The organism is Paraburkholderia ultramafica, from assembly GCF_902859915.1.
Classification (GTDB): domain Bacteria; phylum Pseudomonadota; class Gammaproteobacteria; order Burkholderiales; family Burkholderiaceae; genus Paraburkholderia; species Paraburkholderia ultramafica.
In genome coordinates this window covers 49,271-64,843 of record NZ_CADIKK010000033.1, presented here as the reverse complement: position 1 = coordinate 64,843, position 15,573 = coordinate 49,271, and the positions used below count along the sequence as shown (strand labels likewise).

Here is a 15,573-nt window from a genome sequence, read left to right as displayed (position 1 = left end):
GGGATCAGCCGCTGCGCGATCCTTTGAACCGGCCGGCGGCTTTGCGGACCGCTCCTCCGGCTGCACGGCCCGCACCAGCCCCGGCCGCCCCTGCTTTGGCCGCAGAGCCAACGGCCACCTGCCCTGCCCCGGAGGTCTGGCGACCTATTCCGGCTGCAATCCGTGCCTCGTACCAAAGCCCGGCCGCAATCCCGCCCATCATCGCCGATGCGTATTCCGGAAGCTTGATAATGATGAACAGGAAGGCCACGGCCAGCACGACGCAGCCCCCGATCGTACCGGCGAAATTGAGGCCGTTATCGAAGCTGGCCTGTTCCATATAGGTTGTGAATAGCTGGATCATCAGCCCGAAGACGGCCGAGACAAATACGATCAGCATCGAGAAACCGAGTACATGCCCGGCCCAGCGCTCGAAGAATCCTGTCGTCGCCTTGAATATCAGCGCGAATATGAATAGCGGCCCGAGCGCCGCCAGCAGCGCCAGCATGATCTTGGCGAGCAGAATGAAGGCTCCGCCGATAGCAGTGAAAAGCGCTGTCGATAGGAGACAGAGAACGCCGAAGGCGGTATAAGAAAGCCCTTCTTTCGAGAAGATGCCCGCCTTCTCGAAAGCGTCGCCTGCCTTGGAAAAGCCTTCGCTGGCTGCCTGGTCGATCATCGTCGCCGCTTGCGTTCCTTGAGCGCTCGGCGCGCTTGCAGGCAGCAGCGCCGTCGCGAATTCATCCGGCGCTGTCTGGATAGCCCCGGCAATCTGCGATTGATAGATGCCGCCGGCGGAAGCGACCGAGACGATCAGGCTGATTTTCAGGCACTTCCACATGAAGTCCTTCAAGCTATGGTCGACAGCGCCGCGCGCGACCAGAAACCCATAGAAGATGAAGCTGAGCGTCAGGCCTGCAGAGATCACTGGCATTGCCGCCGTGATGACACGCCCCGAGACATCCGTCGCAAACGTCGCCGTGGCTGCGTCTATGTGTCGGAACAGGTCGGTGAAAAGATGAAAGTCCATGACACCCCCCGCTCAGATGCGCGGAACCTTGACGTTTTTGGCATCGAAGACCTTCCTCGATTCCGCCTCATGCGCGTTGCGGCAATTCGGCGAGTAATCGAGATGGCCCGGATCGCGTTCGCATTGCGCGATCTTCTCGGCGCGTTCCTGGTCATGGGTACGGTAGTAGGCCACATCGTGCGGCAGGCTTCCGTCACAAGCGCCGAGCGCAAGAACCGCCGCAGCGCCTATGAGTAGAGACTTACCCATCATCAATCTCCGAGACCCGGAACAGCGGTGTTGTTCGGGCTGAACACGGTCGCGTTTACCTGGTCCTTCTGCCGCTCGATCAACGCATCTTCGTTCCGCTGCAACATGGTCGCGAGCTGAAGCTTGGTTTGCTCGTTCTGAATCGCCGACTGTTCCGACGCGATGCGCGCCTGAAGGTCCATGATTTGTTTGGGCGACGTTGACGCATTGATTTGCTGCGTCATGGCTTCGATGTCGTTCAGGCGTTGCGTCGCCGCGGCATAGCCCGCCTGCCCTATCGCCTGGTCTGTGATGGCCTTCCGGTTCTGCCGGGCGACAATCGCCGCTTGCGCGCTCGAGACCGAGCCGACAACGCGCTCCGCGGCCGTGAGCGCGCTCACCGAACCCGAGATCCCCGAATATCCGCCGCTGGTCGCCGTCGCGTATATGCCCTGCCAGCTGGGCGGCAAGGCGGACGCCAGTCCCGAACTACGGAAGAGATTAGCGATGCCGGTCGAGCCGTTCAGGGAGTTGTAGGTCATCTGGAGTTGCTGGACCTGCATCTTCAACTGCTCGAGCTGCGCCGTGTATTTGGCGATGTCTTCGGCATGAAACACCGCGCCGGGGATGTCGCTCGTAACCGTCACCGGCACTTGCGCATAGGCCGCGGGCGATAACGCCATGGCCAGAGCCAAGGCCGCATTAATGAAACATCGTTTCATGGCAGTTCTCCCGCGGGAAGCAAAATGGCCGGATCCTTCAACTTCTGCCGAGCCATCGAAGCCCGCACCCGTTTGAGGAAGGCCGGAATCCAGACCGCAGGGTCACGGCCTTTCTCGGCGATCACCTGTTCGGCGATGTCGGCGTTGTCCGGCGTTCCGGACAGGATCAGAAGTTCATCGTCGAAGCCGGTCAGATTGAGACCGGCCAGCGCGGCTTGTTCGCCCTGCTTCACCAGGAAGCGCCGCGACCCTTCCGGAATCGCCTTCAAGGCCTCGAATTCCGGGAGCGTCAGCTTCAGGCCCTCGGTATAGTCAGCCCGGTCCGCGCGCGGGTTCTGCAGCAGGATGTAAGTCGCGATTTGCTGAACGATCGTCTTGGCGATCGCACTCTCGAGCGCGTCGCCCGGTTCCTGCGTCGAAAACACGCAGATCCCGTTCGCCTTGCGGATCGTCTTGAGCTTCTGTTTGACGAAGCTCTCAAATTGCGGGTCGTCGAGGATGCGCCAGAATTCCTCGAACACATACATGAAGCGGCGACCGTCGATCATCGCTTCCGTGCGGAAGAGCAGATACATGATGGTCGGCGTGCGCGTAACCGGGTTATCGAGGAAATCCGTCACATCGAAGCCATACATGCGATGCGTAGTCAGATCGAGCTCATCGACCTCGTTGTCGAAAAGCCAGCCGAGCTGTTCCGGATCGCACCACTTCGCCAGCCGCGCGTGAACGCTTGGCGCTCCCTCCCCTGCCGCAAGCGGGTTCGGGAGGTTTTGCACCAGCATCGACAAACGCCGCAGCGGCTTGTCGATATGCGTCATCAACGTAGTCAGCGCCCCCTCGATTTCAACGTCATCGCGATGCGTCACCGGGCTGCCGTCGCTCTTGACTAGCTGCAGCACCAGACCCTTGAGAAACAGCATATTGGCCCGCGTCGGCTCGAGCTGGAACGGATTGAAACCGGAGGCCACGCCGTTGCGCAACGGCAGATATTTGCCGCCCATGGCCTCGACTGCGATTTGCATGCCGCGATCCAGATCGAACACAACCGCAGTCGGATTGAACTTCTGCGCCTGCGCCAGCAGGAAGCCGAGCAAGGTCGTCTTGCCCGAGCTGGACTGCCCGCCGATAAAGGTATGGCCGAGCAGGCGCTTGTCGTTGGCGTCTTCATCAAGCCCCGAGACATGGAAATTCAGGTAGAGCGGCGTCCCGCTCTGGGTCTTCAAGATCGTCACCGCCGGACCCCAGGGGTTGCCGACCGGCTTGCCGCTCAGGAAATTGTGAAGCGGCGCGAAGCTCAAAAAATTGAGCGAGGTAATGGGCATTGGCCGCGGGCGCCATTTCCAGTTCGCCGGCAGCTGAGCCCAATAGCCAGCCTCGAGCGCAAGATCGACCTGGCTCGGCACCACCCCGCAATCGAGGATTGCGCCCTTCGCCTTGCTCAGGTGATTGCGTACCTCCGCGGCCGTCCCGCCGAACACGAGCAGAGTCCCATGATGCTCGCCCATGACGAAGTCGCGCGCGACGAGCCTATCAAGGGCGTCGTCAATCTCCGCGATTTGCGTCGTGCCGACGTCCTCGGCATCGAGCAGCGATTGCTTGTGCCGCTGCAGGAAGCCACGCGCGGCATGCAGGGACAGGCAGGAAAAGCTCTGGGTCAGGACGAACTCGTAATTGCTTTCCAGCAGCGCATTGAGCTGCCCCGGTTCGGTATTGCTGTCGAAGTCGCGGACTTCCAGCATGCCGAAGCTGACGGTCTTGTCGGTCCGGCGCTGTTCGCCAATCTCGCCCCAGCGGCTGAATATCGGACGGTTAAGGCCGAGATAATCGCCGATACGGCCACGGGCGACGGGCACCCTTGCATGCTCGCCGTTCACCAGGAAACCGAGCCATTCGAGCGTCGACGAGAAGGCATGGCCGTCATGCTCATAGATGCCGAGCAGCTCCCCGCCGTAATGCCGGGCGAGATGGCCGTCGATCGTCCGGTTGATGTCGTTGAGCGTTTTGATCGCTTCATTCTGGCGGTCCGTCTTCTGTGCAGCGCTCAGCTTCTCGCGCCGCGCGAAAAAAGCCATGATGTCGTCCGAGGCCTGCCGGTACACGACCGTCAGATAGAGGTCATTGACCATCAGGTTGTAGTCGGAGAACGAGGCGCGATATTTGTCGTCAAGCGTCTTGCAGAAGAAATTGTCGAAGGCGCTGTCCGGATACTCCACCACACGGCGGCGATGAATATGCGTCCAGAAGGAAATATCCGCCGTCCCTACCCCGCGGATGAAATTGTTCAGATCGCGGACCCACTGGAAGACGTCGCGAATGTCCGCGCATTCATGCGAGCGGCCGGTCAGCTTCCAGGTCGTCAGATAGTCCGCCGACGAGGTCGCGACGATATAAGGCGTGACATGGTGCGAGAACGGGATGAACTCGCTCATCCCGACTTCGCTTTCCATCGCCTTTAGAGCTTCGCTGAGATTCATCTCCGCCCCCTGCGATAGTGCCGGGGGGCATAGGACGAACCGCCCCAGAGCCTTTTATTGCGGTTCCTGGCCTTGGTCTCGAACCACAGCCACCAGATGCCGAAGGCCCGGTCATCGTGGCGGGTGATGAGCCGCATAATGGCGATGACCGGGATCAAGAGCAGCCAGCACCACAGGCTGGCCCACATCGCCAAAATGGCGACTACGCACACCGCGCAAAGCAGCGGCGTGGTCGGAACGCCGAACCTGGTCGGAACCCGCGTTGCTCCCTTGAACAAGGGAAACGGGTGGATGTCGTCGTCCATGGCCGCATCATCCGACGATCATCGCCGTGATTTCGGCGGCGGAGCCAACGATGAGAATGCCGACGAACCAATGGACGAAGGCGTCCTTATGGATCATCCGCATCGCGTAGAAGACCGCGATAATCATAAGGGCCACGGTCGCGACGACCGGAATCAGCGTCGTCAAATTCGACTGGAGCATCGACATGACCGACGCGGCCTGGGCAAGGCCGGCGGCATGTGCCGCCGTGGCAGAGAGAAGCAGTAGGAACGAAAGGCCAATATGTTTCAGGCCGTCATGGCTCACCTTCTTCGGATTCACGATTGTCACCCTCTTTCAGCATCACGAAGGAGCCTTCCGAGACTGCATATCTGTCGGCGAGCCATTCCAGCAAGTTGCGCGGGTCCGCCCATTCCCGGATCTTGCCGCGTTGAGTCAGGACCGTGAAAAGCTGCGGCTCACCCGTGCGGGGATCCGGGACCGTGAAGGTAACGCGCCATGACTTCGGCCCGTGGCCTTCGATCGTCACGTTGGACGCCTTGCCCGTTGCAAATGCATCGTCGACATCGGAAAGCGCAATCCCCATAGGGACTGTTCGGTTCTGCATCTCGGGTTCCTGTGGTGAGGGCTATTTGGCCTTGCATTGTCAGCCATAAGCGATCGAAGCAGAACGCGCGACGCACATTGATGGTACAGCCGCTTTCCCTAATTAACAATCAAAAGTTTAATTTTGATGTTTATTTGCGGTGCGACGGTGAGGTTGTTTGTGCAAAGGCATCCGCATCGGCAGACGCCGAGAAGGCGTCAGGCTCGCCAATCGCATTCTGTCTTGCCGGGTTTTTGCGTTCGACATGCATCGAGTCGGAGGGCGGCGCATGCGGGATGGATAGGCCGGGCAGCGGAAGAAGCTCCGGCACCGGCAGCGTAACTTGACTGGCGACCTTGCGGACATAGCCGTTGGTGATGCCGTTACGCATGGATCCCGTGTTGTAGCAGGAGAGCGCGGCATGAAGCGCCGGCTGTCCCTCCCCTCGTTCCGACACTGCGCGTCGATAACAGTCGGAGAGGATTTGCGCCGTCGCCTGGAGATTGGCACAGGGCTCGAAAAGATCCTCGAGCCTGTATCCCAGCGCGACGAAATTGGCCGAGTTGATTTGGCCCAGGCCGACATCGATGTTGTAGCCCTGCTCGAGCAGCCGTCGGGCGACCGTGACCGCCTCGGCCGCTGTCGCTGGCTGACGGGCTAGCTGCTTTGCGCCGTTGATATTGATCGCGAAGGGGTTCGCGGCGGATTCCTGACGCACGAGCGCCGACACCGTGCGAAGATGAATGTTGGGCGCGCAGACGGCTGAGAGCATCGCAAAGGTCGACGCTTCAGCCTGCGATGCGTTGTTTGGCGCACCCCAAGCTACAGGCGCGAAGCCCAGGGCCGCAATGAGCAACGATACAATCAGGCCAGGAATCGACATGACAGGCTCCCTTCAGAGCGCTGTCTGCGTTCCGTATCTGTCGTTCACGGCCTGTTTGGTGGCCGGGTCTTCGCTCGGGCATTGATTGAGGAAGCTCATGCGGTTCGCCGACGTGGCGCCCAAATCCATGTGCCCGTGCCGCCAGCTAATGATCGAGAAGTATTTGTCGATATAGCCGGTGCAGGCCCCTCCCCCGCCATGGCCGATCATCGCGCCTGCGAGGCATAGCAATGCCCCGCATGGTTCGGTGTTGTCTTCCGCCATGGCAGATGGGATCGACAGGAGACTGGCGATCAACACGGCGACGATATGACGGGTGGACGGCATGACGGGCTCCCTTTGACAAAGGGCATTGCACATCAAAACTGCATATTTGACTATAATCCAAGGAACCAAGAAGAATGTCAAGCAAAGGCCCCAACCGCGCTGCACGGGAAACAGTGAAGCGGTTTGAGACCCTGATACAGTCGGCGAGCGATGAGCAGCTGGCGGACTTCCGCGCGGCGATCGCGGCGGAGATCCGGCGACGCCAAGCGTTGAAGGCCAGTGAAATGCAAAAGACCAAAATGTCGCGGCTCACGGAGGCTAGCGCCGACAAGGTGAAGTACCGCGATCCGAAGAACCAGTTCAACACCTGGTCCGGCCGCGGGCGCAAGCCGGACTGGCTCAGGAAGTTTGTCGCCGACGGCGGCAACATAGACGACATCAAGGTCTAGAGCTTTGGGAGGAGACCAGACCATGGGCAACGTCATTCCCTTTCACCGGCCGGGCTGCGACGCAGGCCCGACCGAAGTAGCGGATACCGCACCGGCCCGCCGGTTAAGGTCTTTGTCGCGCGGCGCTTTTATCGGTCTGGCCGCGGCCATCCGATACACGCTGTTCTTGCTGCTGTTCTGGCTACGCGCTCCTCTGCGTTTCATGCTGAAACTCATCGCCACCCCTGCCCTGCTCGCCCTGCCCCTGGTTTGGTTCGGGCTTCCTTCCTCTGATCCCCAGAAGATTGTTCTGCTATTGGCGACAGCTGCGGCGGGTTTCTGTGCCTTCTCCACTGCCTACTTCTACGACTTGATGCTAACCCGGATAGCACCCAGCCCGATCCGCTTTGCCTGACGGGGCAAAACCAGCCCATCGACCGGATTCACTTCCCCCTGCCCTGACCTTGGCCTTCCTTGCCTGGCTGCAATGGCCGGGGCCATTCGTGCTCTCGCTGCCTTCCCAAGGAGTTGTGTTTATTCGATGCGCAATCTAGCCGCCGCGCCGCAGCTGTCAAAACCGAACGGTTTCCCCCCTGAAAGGACCTCCCATTACGGTTTTGACACCAGCGGCTTATTCGCCGGCTCCTCCGATTGCCATCAACACAACCTCTTGAAAGGAGCTACAAATGAGCACGAACAACACCCCCACCTTCTTCGCCTACAGCGTCAAGGAATTCGGTCAGGGCAAAACCAAGAAGACGAAGTGGACCCGGATCGGCGCTGCCTGGTCTCACAGCGACGGCGAAGGCTTCAGCATCGAGCTCGATGCCCTCCCGCTCGACGGTAAGATCGTCCTTCGTCAGCCGAAGAAAGACGGCGAAGAAACGGCCGGGCAGCTCGACGACACGATCGGCTTCTAGGCTGGGATCAGAGATAAGGCCCTCCGGGGCCTTATCTTTTTGGTCGCACGGAGCGATGCACGCCGATGACTGTATGGATGTACAGTATTAGCATGAGCGCCCTACCCCAGAACTTCGAAGACCTTCACCCGTCGCTATGGCGCGGCTCCCAGCTCGCGCGCGCGGCCGGCATGGTTGTCGACACCGGCTATGAAACCCTCTCCGCGGAACTGCCCGGCGGGGGTTGGCCGGTCGGTACGGTCATCGAATGCCTTACCCAACAGACCGGTATCGGCGAGCTGCGCCTGCTTGCCCCGGCCTTGGCAAGCCACGGCAAACGGCCCGTCGTCTTCCTTGAGCCTCCCCAGACTCCCAATTCCCAAGGTCTGGCCTATATGGGTTTGTCGGAGGACCGGTTGATGTGGCTGAGGGCGCGGCGCACGGCCGACGCCCTTTGGACCGCCGAGCAGGTTCTCCGCACCGGCAGTTGCGCCGCCCTGCTGTTCTGGCAGCAACGCATTCGGACCGAAAGCCTGCGACGGCTGCAGCTCGCGGCCAAATCGAGTGAAACGCTATTTTTCGTGTTCCGGCCTTTGGTCGAGGCCACAAATCCCTCCCCTGCCGAGCTCCGCGTCGCTTTGCGGCCTGCCGAAAACGGCCTCAACGTCGAAATTCTGAAGCGCAAGGGTCCCATGGCGACGGCGCCTCTGCAGATCACCTTACGGCCAGCCCCTACCCTTCTCAGTCCGCATGGCAGAAACAAACGAACGGTGATTATTCCCAACGCGCCCGTCCAGCGTGAAGCCGCCGTTGTTGTATCTAATGGATGAACTCGAAGTTGGTCGTATCGTTCAGTACAGAAAACGTAACGATGAACCAAGAGCGCAGGAAAGCCAGAGCGGGAGGGAAGCTCACGGACAAGCGCTAACGTTGCTGCCCTGAATTGTTCCTCATGAAACAATTATTAAGTCTTATCAATGTATTAGCCATACGTATCAATAACTTAGCGAGGCCCGTGGAACCCTGTGGAACCCAAATCATCCACAAATGCCGTTACCTTCTGGCGTCTTTTTTGAGTCTGCCCTGCCCCGTTTTTATGGCGGAAGCCAATCCTTCCACCAAGCGCCGCTCGTCGTCATGAGAAATGCGGAAATCTTTTCAGCTTTCCTATATGCTTTCTAAAGTGCTTTCCATTCGCCTAGGTGCGGTAACGACGTAACGGCGGGGCGGTCGCCTTTTGCTGGCATCTGGAGCTTTCTCGGTCGGGGGAGCGTGAGCGGATAGTCGCAGCCGACACATGCGCGCCTTGCATCAGGGAAAAGCGACGGCGATCGCCGTTCGCCTACCCGCAGAACCATTCTGAAAGCTGTATTGCTTTCCTACCAGCGTTCTCTACTGCTTTCCAATGCGCTTTCAAGATGAGCCGGATCGGGTTGAATGCGGAGACGTTAGCGCGTTGCCCTACTCCGAAGCATTCTTTTCTGCTTTCTTAACGGCTTTCTCCTCAGCTTGCCTTTCTGAAAGCCCTGCCCCTTGTTTCGCAGGTCCATGGGAATGTGCTGTCCAGCGGCTTTCCAAAGTGCTTTCCTTTCGGCTTTCTTGTTGGCTTTCCTTTTAGCTTGCTGACGTGAAGGCCAAACCAGTAAAAGCCGCAGTGGGGCTCTCAGGGCGAGCATATGGCTTTCTTAGCAGCTTTCTTGTTGGCTTTCCTTTTAGCTTTCTTTTCGGCATTCTTACGAGCTTGCCTTTTTGCATTCCTTGAGGCAAGCTATTTGGCATGCTACTCGGAAAGCTATCCAGCTTTCTTATCTGCTTTCTCTTCGCGTCTCTATATTCACAAAACAAACCGAGGTCACGATGCCAACGATTTCCTTCGTCAGTCCCAAAGGTGGGGCGGGTAAGACTACATCGGCGCTCCTCCTAGCCACGCAGCTTGCCGCCCGCGGCGCTGACGTGACGCTAGTCGACGGAGATCCAAACCATCCTGTGCGCACGTGGGGGGAGGGGGAGCAGGTGCCGGAGTCGCTGACCATCGTCTCCAACCCGAAACCCTCCAAAGTTGGCGAGAAAGAAGCCGTGATACCCGGCGCTATCTTGCGTCTCGTGAATTCCGAGACGATCCGGGACGTCATCGAGGAATACGCTGCGAAATCGCAGTTCGTCATCGTCGATCTCGAAGGGACGGCCGAGCTCATCGTCGGCAACGCGATCGCCGAATCCGATTTTGTGATCGTGCCGACGCAAGGATCTCAGCTCGACGCCGAGCAGGCGAGCAGGGCCTTCGCGCTCATCCGGGCGCATGAGCGTACCGTGCAGAAATACAGGCCGGACTACCGCTTGCCTTACGCCGTCGTGTTCACGCGGACGAACGTCGCCATTGAGAGCCGCGATACGCGCTTTATCCGCAACACGTTTGAAACGGCGGGCATTCCGTTCCTGCAGACCGAATTGCACGAACGGGCGGCCTTCAAGGCCATGTTTTCCTATCGGATGCCTCTGGACAAACTCGACCGCAAAGAAGTCTCCAGTGTCGACAAGGCGGTCGAGAACGCGGAAGCCTTCACCCGCGAGGTCCTCACCCGGATTATCGAAGCGCTTCAACAGCAGCAGGAACAGAAACAGGCAAAGGTGGCATCATGAGCAACCGTGCAAATCCACTCGCAAGTCTTGATGACGATCCTCTCGCTAATTTGACGAGTTTTCAGCCAAAGGCCGCCGCCGAACCTCGTTCGGCCGAGGAAAAACGCGCCATCGAGCAAACGGCCAAGGAACGCGGTTTCGTTAGCCGCAAGGCCGAACCGATCGAGCCAGTGCCGGATCCTGAAATCCATCGCCCGCGCTATTTTCGCAACGGCCGAAATGAGCCTCTGAATTTCAAGGTCACCAAGGAATGCAAGGAACACCTGCACCGCCTGCGCGATGATCTCGACCAACCGTTGGGGGTCATCCTTGAAGAAGCGTTGAACGCGCTCGAGGCCATCAAGCCGGAAGTCATAGCGCGGCTTCGGCAAGGCTCGCGGTAGCAAGTTTGGGTTACTTCGATATATAACGACCGCGACGCTTGCAGAAGGCCAGGAAATGACCGTCAGGGCGATCCGGTACGATGTTCTTCTTGGCCACCCAGTCGCGCCAGTCTGCCTCGACGGCATGAATATCCCAGCCTGGCGCGAGTGTCTTGGCGGTTTCGTAGGTTTCTGTCTTGAGCATCAGAGAAGGACGGGGCAGGGTAGGGGCCTTACCCAGCTTAGGCTTTACGACGACCTGGTCGCTGCTGACCATCTCGAATGCATATTCCGGCATATGGTCGTGAGTCTTGTCATCCTCGATGATGTCTTCGAACATGCGCCGGAATTCTTTCAAGGTTGACTGCGAACCGCATTTGTTCCGGAGATTGTCGAGACCTATCGGCCAGCGCGATTGATTGCCGCAATGCTTACGCGCAATTTCATAGAGCCGCCGCTCGAGGGGTTTCGCCAGCTGGAAATAACGCCGATCGAGCGTCAGGACCTCCAGGGCTTCAACAGATTTCCACATCCAGTCCGACAGCTGGATTTCAACCTCGAGCATGCGGCCGTCCCGCGTTGCCCGGACTATCTTGCCGCGATTGATGAGACTGAAAAGTTCCATCTCCTCGACACCGCCAGTCGTGATGTTCGTCTCCATCTGCATGCCCTGCAGGCGTGTGAGAGCGTCACGCAAAGCCGTATAGCCCCGCCCACTCGTGTCGCGGTTCGTGCAGATCAAAAGATCGTGGGCCTTTATCTGCAGCGTCCTTGATATCGGCTTGCCGGCGTTCTTCGCAGCGACAAGCTGGCTGATGCAGTAGATGAGGATGTCGCGGTCAAAGACGTTCGCAAGGCCTTTGACACTTGGTCGGACCTCGAGCCACCTGTCGCCGTTTTCGTAACGGCGAACTTTCATATCCGGCTTCTTCGAGAGCGAAAACAGCGGATGCTCCATCGCAGCCGTGTCGCCCTTCATCGCTCCGTCAAATACATCGCAGACAAAGAAATCGGCCGCGTGACGAACAGGGAGCAGGGGAGATCGTTGCTGCTTTACGGGCTCGGCAACTTCAGCACAGTCTTCGGACTCCGCAAGCTCGGCAGGTCCGAAATCCAGTTCCAATTCTTTCGTGTTATCACCCACCATCTCTCGCCCGTCCTGTTTCTGCTGTTCGCTCCCCTTGTGATCAGTCAGTCCTGCATGCAGCTGACCCGGAAACTTCCCGACGCATCTTTCGTGTTATTACCCACCCGCTTTCGTGTTATCACCCACCGCCTGCCCAAACTCGGCCTCGTCGTAGAACTGAAACGCAACTCACGGTAGGTTCGTTTTTCGTGTTATCGCCCACCAGCTCTCGCCATCCCGGGTGTTCCGCCCCTTAGAGCCCGCCGGTTGGTTTCTTCCTCGCCCGGCCCCACCAAGGTGCCGACGTCCCGATTCGTGTTATCACCCACCACGGACCGGATTATTCGTGTTATCACCCACCGAGTCAACGACTTTTCGTGTTATTACCCACCACTAGCTCCGCTCCGACATACCAGAAGCTGTGGATAAGTCCGTCCCGGAGGGAGGAACGGCCATCGTGTTATCACCCACCATCATTCGTGTTATTACCCACCTGTTTTCGTGTTATTACCCACCACCTAGACCGATTCGGAGAAGATTTTCCTTTTTTAATCAACGACCTGATAGAAGGATCGATTCGTGTAACTCTATCTCTAACATCTATAACATTGTCTTTGCCTGTGGATAATTTTCCAGACGCAGCACATATGTCAGACGATGGATGAGTATTTGAACAAGGAAATCAGGCAGTAGCGCCAGAGAAAGTGAGATATACCCGCGACGGAAGGACGACGATGCTCATTCACATCACACCGCGTTTTTTCACCTGCGATCAGTCTGGGCCTTTCGTCGAGCTTATCGATTTACGCATCGATCCCCTCGATCTTTTCCTCAGAGGTGGGAAAGAGCTGACCACCCGCCGGCCTTACCCAAACAAACATTTTGCCGTCGCCTGTCGCAAAGCCGGCAGCAAAGCGATCGACTGGATCCTCGTCGACACGCCCAACCAGCTCCCGAATACACGGTCGAAATGCGCTGGGAGATTAATGCAGATGCTCTCGTGACGCATCGCGTCCGGTACGGCGTGCTGGATCAAGATTTCGATGCCGTCTCCGATCGCATGTCGTTGTGGAGCGCCACGTATAACGACGACTGGCGGTCTCGATGGCCTCAGGTACATGAAGGGGTCTTTCCAAACACGGCGCAGCCAAAAAATGCAGCTTACGTCGGCGCCAAGGCGCACCGGCATCCTTGAAGATCGCATGCTTCACGGGCGGATCACGGAGAGGTCCGAGACTTTCCCGGTGCCAACGGATAGAGCGCTTCCGGCTGATTTCGGGACGTGCAATCGACGAACGCTTGCCGTCGATCAATACAGCCTTCCGGATCGGCTAGCGGGCAGGAAAAATGGAAAAATCTCAGCCGACGGCTATCCAGCCCTGTACCGTGCGACCATCCGCAGAAGTCTGCGTGCTCCGTTTCAGGTAGGGCAGGGGCCTTATATCGTTCTATACCCTGCAATGCCACGACGCCGTAGCGAGCGTAAATGTCGGCGACTTTGGGATGAACCGCCGTCGCCTCTGCCAGGGTGGGAAAACCGTCCGCGATCACCATCTTGTCCATGATGAAGGCGTTAAATCAAAATAATCGCCCGATTCCATATGCAGCCTTGAAACGGGAGATTTCACCGATTACCATCCGGCCGGAATGAATAGCCCAGCTTTACCCATAAACTTCGCTCAGGCCGCCGACCAGTTGCGAATGCAGGAAACCGCCCGAATGTCCGCGGCAGTCGTGCCGACTTTGGAATCCCTGCAGTTCCTCTCAGGACAGCAATTCCGCGCCGTCGTAGGGACGATGCTCGAACGGCTCGGCCATGAGCTGCTGACCTCCGAAACGACTGTCTACATGCTGACCCGGAAGAACGGTCAGAAATACGTCGTGGCTTGCGCTCTGCCAAGCCACAGGAACGCGACGTCGCTAACGCAGGTTAAGCAGCTTCACGACGCGATCCTGACCGCCAATGCGATCTCCGGCTACTACGTGACCACGCGCGGCTTTACGCGCGATGCTGAGGCCTATGCGGCGACGGCGCCAATCACGCTCGTCGACACGCCAAAGCTACTGAAATCTCTCGAGATAAGCATGGCTGGCATGACGCCTCCCGACAGCTACCAAGCCATGTGCCGCCTGTGCGGCGACATCGTGCACCATCGGCTCAGCTGCGTTCAGGCTATCTCGTGTCGCAACGGGCACAGCGTCGCGCCGACCATCGCCCAGGCCGCCATTTTCGGCCGCAAGCTGGAGAGAGGCTCTACCAGCAGCAGCTACACGCCTCCGCCTCAATACAGCCGCCGCGATGTCTATCGGCACAATTCAAAGTACGAAGCGCGAATGCGCAGCCGTAAGGCCAAGTCGCGCGCTCGCCGAGCCGACAACCCAGCGCCGGGCTTCGATCCAAGCCGCGCATGATTTAGGCAACCACACAGCGCTCGGAAAATGAAACTCAAATGAGCGTATCCGGGTAGTACCCAAAATAGCCGCGCCGAATCCAGTCCTGATACGCAGCGACCCTCAGCTCGTCGCCCTGGCAAGATTCAAATAGCCGTCGCATCACCTCGCGTGCAAACGCCAGGTCCGCCTCGTTTTGGCTCATCCGGGCCTTCGCCACGATCATGCAGATCTCTATCCCGATTCCGAGATTTGCGAGGCTCTGTTCCGAGAGCCCGGCCAGCTCCTCGGCCATCGTTTTTTGTTTGTTTTCTTGAAAGCTACTCATGCGCCGGTTGTAGCTCAATTCGCGGCGCCAAGCCAGCCCATAGGTGCGCGGGTTCATAAGCTGAAAAGAGCCGATACGCGCACGGCGTATCGGCTCCATTTCCTTGACGGTCATCGGCTCTCCAGCCTGTACCGTAAGACCGATGCTAACTCGAAATTCGCGCGTGAGGAAACAAAAAATCGAGCCGATTTCCTTGATGAAATACTCCCAGGAGAGTCTGAGACCGAGAGGCCGGTTGAAGGCCCCTAGCAAGTGGCGAACCCGTGGAAGAAGCTGTTCGTCAATCTCCCAGCCGGTACGGTGATGCCCGGGTTCGTCCAACAAATTTCGCACACGAAACAAAAAGCTCACGATTTCCTTGTTGAAGTACTCCGGGGAGAGCGCGAGAGGGGCTGGTCCCTCTCGCATGGCACGAAGTGCCATCCTCCGGCTTACGGGCCAGGGGCCGGAGAAACTGCTGTTTGCGAGTCCGATGCAGTTGACATGGCGGGTTCTGAACGTGGTGTCGTCGGCTCGAGCAGATCCTGGATAACCGCCCGATTGACTTGCTCCTTCACGGCCTCATCGAGCAGCTGACGGAGTTGAGCCGCAAATTGCGGGTCGAGGCCCGCGCGGCCTAGCACCGCTGCCCCAACGATAATTTTCCGCCTTGTATCGAGCTTTCGTTGCACCGCGCGCTCACGAGCGTCCATGTCCGCGAGCTTTTTCCTGATTTCTTCCTGACGTTTCTCGAGTGCTGCTCTGCGGGCGGAGGAGGGGCGTTGGATCACGGTCGCAGTCCGGTAATCAAAGCGTGTATTGACCATCTTAGAACATCCTGTGGCGAGTCGACGAATTTTCCGGACAGTTGCCGGATATAGGTGGGAAGTTGCTTGTATTTAGGGTGATTCGGGAGTCAAATACAACCCAGAATTGGCGTTTGCGACTTGGCTGGAGCTGGCGATG

The 15,573-nt window shown here is 58.5% G+C and carries 20 protein-coding genes and 1 pseudogene; 8 read left to right on the top strand and 13 right to left on the bottom strand.

Annotation, left to right across the window (positions count from 1 at the left end; genetic code table 11):
* Nucleotides 1-4: 4 nt before the first annotated feature.
* From HV744_RS28315 to HV744_RS28275, 9 genes are all read right to left on the bottom strand, one after another.
* On the bottom strand, nucleotides 5-1,009 hold the full coding sequence (locus tag HV744_RS28315) for a TrbL/VirB6 family protein (protein WP_175152671.1): 1,005 nt from the start codon (nucleotides 1,007-1,009) through the stop codon (nucleotides 5-7).
* Nucleotides 1,010-1,021: 12 nt separating this feature from the next.
* Complete coding sequence (locus tag HV744_RS28310) at nucleotides 1,022-1,261, bottom strand: EexN family lipoprotein (RefSeq protein WP_246279226.1); 240 nt, start codon at nucleotides 1,259-1,261, stop codon at nucleotides 1,022-1,024.
* Complete coding sequence (gene virB5, locus HV744_RS28305) at nucleotides 1,261-1,920, bottom strand: P-type DNA transfer protein VirB5 (protein WP_175152670.1); 660 nt, start codon at nucleotides 1,918-1,920, stop codon at nucleotides 1,261-1,263. The genes HV744_RS28310 and virB5 overlap by 1 nt, the downstream gene beginning before the upstream one ends.
* Before the next feature lie 35 nt (nucleotides 1,921-1,955).
* Nucleotides 1,956-4,433, bottom strand: coding sequence for a VirB4 family type IV secretion/conjugal transfer ATPase (locus HV744_RS28300; RefSeq protein WP_175152669.1), 2,478 nt, complete (start codon nucleotides 4,431-4,433; stop codon nucleotides 1,956-1,958).
* The gene (locus HV744_RS28295) at nucleotides 4,430-4,738 is read right to left on the bottom strand and encodes a VirB3 family type IV secretion system protein (RefSeq protein ID WP_175152668.1); all 309 of its coding nucleotides are present in this window, start codon (nucleotides 4,736-4,738) and stop codon (nucleotides 4,430-4,432) included. The genes HV744_RS28300 and HV744_RS28295 overlap by 4 nt, the downstream gene beginning before the upstream one ends.
* A gap of 7 nt (nucleotides 4,739-4,745) precedes the next feature.
* Entirely contained in the window at nucleotides 4,746-5,039 is a 294-nt protein-coding gene (locus HV744_RS28290; protein ID WP_175152667.1) for a TrbC/VirB2 family protein, read from the bottom strand.
* The gene (locus tag HV744_RS28285; protein ID WP_175152666.1) at nucleotides 5,014-5,325 is read right to left on the bottom strand and encodes a KorA protein; all 312 of its coding nucleotides are present in this window, start codon (nucleotides 5,323-5,325) and stop codon (nucleotides 5,014-5,016) included. Before HV744_RS28285 ends, HV744_RS28290 begins: the two co-directional genes overlap by 26 nt.
* A gap of 130 nt (nucleotides 5,326-5,455) precedes the next feature.
* Nucleotides 5,456-6,187, bottom strand: a complete 732-nt coding sequence (locus HV744_RS28280; protein WP_175152665.1) for a lytic transglycosylase domain-containing protein — start codon at nucleotides 6,185-6,187, stop codon at nucleotides 5,456-5,458.
* A gap of 12 nt (nucleotides 6,188-6,199) precedes the next feature.
* Entirely contained in the window at nucleotides 6,200-6,514 is a 315-nt protein-coding gene (locus HV744_RS28275) for a TrbM/KikA/MpfK family conjugal transfer protein (protein WP_175152664.1), read from the bottom strand.
* A gap of 74 nt (nucleotides 6,515-6,588) precedes the next feature.
* Here HV744_RS28275 and HV744_RS28270 point away from each other — a divergent pair, with 74 nt between their 5' ends.
* From HV744_RS28270 to HV744_RS28245, 6 genes are all read left to right on the top strand, one after another.
* Entirely contained in the window at nucleotides 6,589-6,903 is a 315-nt protein-coding gene (locus tag HV744_RS28270; RefSeq protein WP_175152663.1) for an H-NS histone family protein, read from the top strand.
* A gap of 22 nt (nucleotides 6,904-6,925) precedes the next feature.
* On the top strand, nucleotides 6,926-7,297 hold the full coding sequence (locus HV744_RS28265) for a hypothetical protein (RefSeq protein WP_175152662.1): 372 nt from the start codon (nucleotides 6,926-6,928) through the stop codon (nucleotides 7,295-7,297).
* A 271-nt stretch (nucleotides 7,298-7,568) separates the two neighbouring features.
* Nucleotides 7,569-7,802, top strand: a complete 234-nt coding sequence (locus HV744_RS28260; protein ID WP_175152661.1) for a hypothetical protein — start codon at nucleotides 7,569-7,571, stop codon at nucleotides 7,800-7,802.
* A 92-nt stretch (nucleotides 7,803-7,894) separates the two neighbouring features.
* Nucleotides 7,895-8,611 (top strand): translesion DNA synthesis-associated protein ImuA, encoded by a 717-nt coding sequence (gene imuA / locus HV744_RS28255; RefSeq protein WP_175152660.1) that lies wholly within the window; start codon nucleotides 7,895-7,897, stop codon nucleotides 8,609-8,611.
* A 1,027-nt stretch (nucleotides 8,612-9,638) separates the two neighbouring features.
* Nucleotides 9,639-10,421 carry a ParA family protein gene (locus HV744_RS28250; RefSeq protein ID WP_175152659.1) on the top strand — a complete coding sequence of 261 codons (783 nt, stop codon included), beginning with the start codon at nucleotides 9,639-9,641 and terminating at the stop codon, nucleotides 10,419-10,421.
* Entirely contained in the window at nucleotides 10,418-10,804 is a 387-nt protein-coding gene (locus tag HV744_RS28245) for a stability/partitioning determinant (protein WP_175152658.1), read from the top strand. Before HV744_RS28250 ends, HV744_RS28245 begins: the two co-directional genes overlap by 4 nt.
* A 10-nt stretch (nucleotides 10,805-10,814) precedes the next feature.
* Here the strand turns inward: HV744_RS28245 and trfA are convergent, their stop codons facing one another.
* A complete protein-coding gene (gene trfA / locus HV744_RS28240; RefSeq protein WP_175152657.1) occupies nucleotides 10,815-11,930 on the bottom strand; it encodes a plasmid replication initiator TrfA in 1,116 nt (371 codons plus the stop codon).
* A gap of 713 nt (nucleotides 11,931-12,643) precedes the next feature.
* Between trfA and HV744_RS38555 the strand changes: the two are divergent.
* Nucleotides 12,644-13,104, top strand: a pseudogene (locus HV744_RS38555) (DUF6012 family protein).
* Between the two features lie 23 nt (nucleotides 13,105-13,127).
* On the opposite strand, the gene HV744_RS28230 reads toward HV744_RS38555, so the two are convergent.
* On the bottom strand, nucleotides 13,128-13,472 hold the full coding sequence (locus tag HV744_RS28230) for a hypothetical protein (RefSeq protein ID WP_175152655.1): 345 nt from the start codon (nucleotides 13,470-13,472) through the stop codon (nucleotides 13,128-13,130).
* A gap of 156 nt (nucleotides 13,473-13,628) precedes the next feature.
* On the opposite strand from HV744_RS28230, the gene HV744_RS28225 reads away from it, so the two are divergent.
* Nucleotides 13,629-14,321, top strand: coding sequence for a restriction endonuclease (locus HV744_RS28225; protein ID WP_175152654.1), 693 nt, complete (start codon nucleotides 13,629-13,631; stop codon nucleotides 14,319-14,321).
* Between the two features lie 34 nt (nucleotides 14,322-14,355).
* On the opposite strand, the gene HV744_RS28220 is transcribed toward HV744_RS28225, so the two are convergent.
* A complete protein-coding gene (locus HV744_RS28220) occupies nucleotides 14,356-14,979 on the bottom strand; it encodes a hypothetical protein (RefSeq protein WP_175152653.1) in 624 nt (207 codons plus the stop codon).
* A gap of 80 nt (nucleotides 14,980-15,059) precedes the next feature.
* Nucleotides 15,060-15,434: a hypothetical protein gene (locus tag HV744_RS28215; RefSeq protein WP_175152652.1), complete on the bottom strand. Its 375-nt coding sequence runs from the start codon at nucleotides 15,432-15,434 to the stop codon at nucleotides 15,060-15,062.
* Nucleotides 15,435-15,573: the final 139 nt, after the last annotated feature.

What these genes read in the sequence shown, in the direction of transcription:
- HV744_RS28315 (WP_175152671.1), bottom strand. Translation starts at nt 1,009, where the DNA reads ATGGACTTTCATCTTTTCACCGACCTGTTCCGACACATAGACGCAGCC.
- HV744_RS28310 (WP_246279226.1), bottom strand. Translation starts at nt 1,261, where the DNA reads ATGATGGGTAAGTCTCTACTCATAGGCGCTGCGGCGGTTCTTGCGCTC.
- virB5 (WP_175152670.1), bottom strand. Translation starts at nt 1,920, where the DNA reads ATGGCGTTATCGCCCGCGGCCTATGCGCAAGTGCCGGTGACGGTTACG.
- HV744_RS28300 (WP_175152669.1), bottom strand. Translation starts at nt 4,433, where the DNA reads ATGAATCTCAGCGAAGCTCTAAAGGCGATGGAAAGCGAAGTCGGGATG.
- HV744_RS28295 (WP_175152668.1), bottom strand. Translation starts at nt 4,738, where the DNA reads ATGGACGACGACATCCACCCGTTTCCCTTGTTCAAGGGAGCAACGCGG.
- HV744_RS28285 (WP_175152666.1), bottom strand. Translation starts at nt 5,325, where the DNA reads ATGCAGAACCGAACAGTCCCTATGGGGATTGCGCTTTCCGATGTCGAC.
- HV744_RS28280 (WP_175152665.1), bottom strand. Translation starts at nt 6,187, where the DNA reads ATGTCGATTCCTGGCCTGATTGTATCGTTGCTCATTGCGGCCCTGGGC.
- HV744_RS28275 (WP_175152664.1), bottom strand. Translation starts at nt 6,514, where the DNA reads ATGCCGTCCACCCGTCATATCGTCGCCGTGTTGATCGCCAGTCTCCTG.
- HV744_RS28270 (WP_175152663.1), top strand. Translation starts at nt 6,589, where the DNA reads ATGTCAAGCAAAGGCCCCAACCGCGCTGCACGGGAAACAGTGAAGCGG.
- HV744_RS28265 (WP_175152662.1), top strand. Translation starts at nt 6,926, where the DNA reads ATGGGCAACGTCATTCCCTTTCACCGGCCGGGCTGCGACGCAGGCCCG.
- HV744_RS28260 (WP_175152661.1), top strand. Translation starts at nt 7,569, where the DNA reads ATGAGCACGAACAACACCCCCACCTTCTTCGCCTACAGCGTCAAGGAA.
- imuA (WP_175152660.1), top strand. Translation starts at nt 7,895, where the DNA reads ATGAGCGCCCTACCCCAGAACTTCGAAGACCTTCACCCGTCGCTATGG.
- HV744_RS28250 (WP_175152659.1), top strand. Translation starts at nt 9,639, where the DNA reads ATGCCAACGATTTCCTTCGTCAGTCCCAAAGGTGGGGCGGGTAAGACT.
- HV744_RS28245 (WP_175152658.1), top strand. Translation starts at nt 10,418, where the DNA reads ATGAGCAACCGTGCAAATCCACTCGCAAGTCTTGATGACGATCCTCTC.
- trfA (WP_175152657.1), bottom strand. Translation starts at nt 11,930, where the DNA reads ATGGTGGGTGATAACACGAAAGAATTGGAACTGGATTTCGGACCTGCC.
- HV744_RS28230 (WP_175152655.1), bottom strand. Translation starts at nt 13,472, where the DNA reads ATGGACAAGATGGTGATCGCGGACGGTTTTCCCACCCTGGCAGAGGCG.
- HV744_RS28225 (WP_175152654.1), top strand. Translation starts at nt 13,629, where the DNA reads ATGTCCGCGGCAGTCGTGCCGACTTTGGAATCCCTGCAGTTCCTCTCA.
- HV744_RS28215 (WP_175152652.1), bottom strand. Translation starts at nt 15,434, where the DNA reads ATGGTCAATACACGCTTTGATTACCGGACTGCGACCGTGATCCAACGC.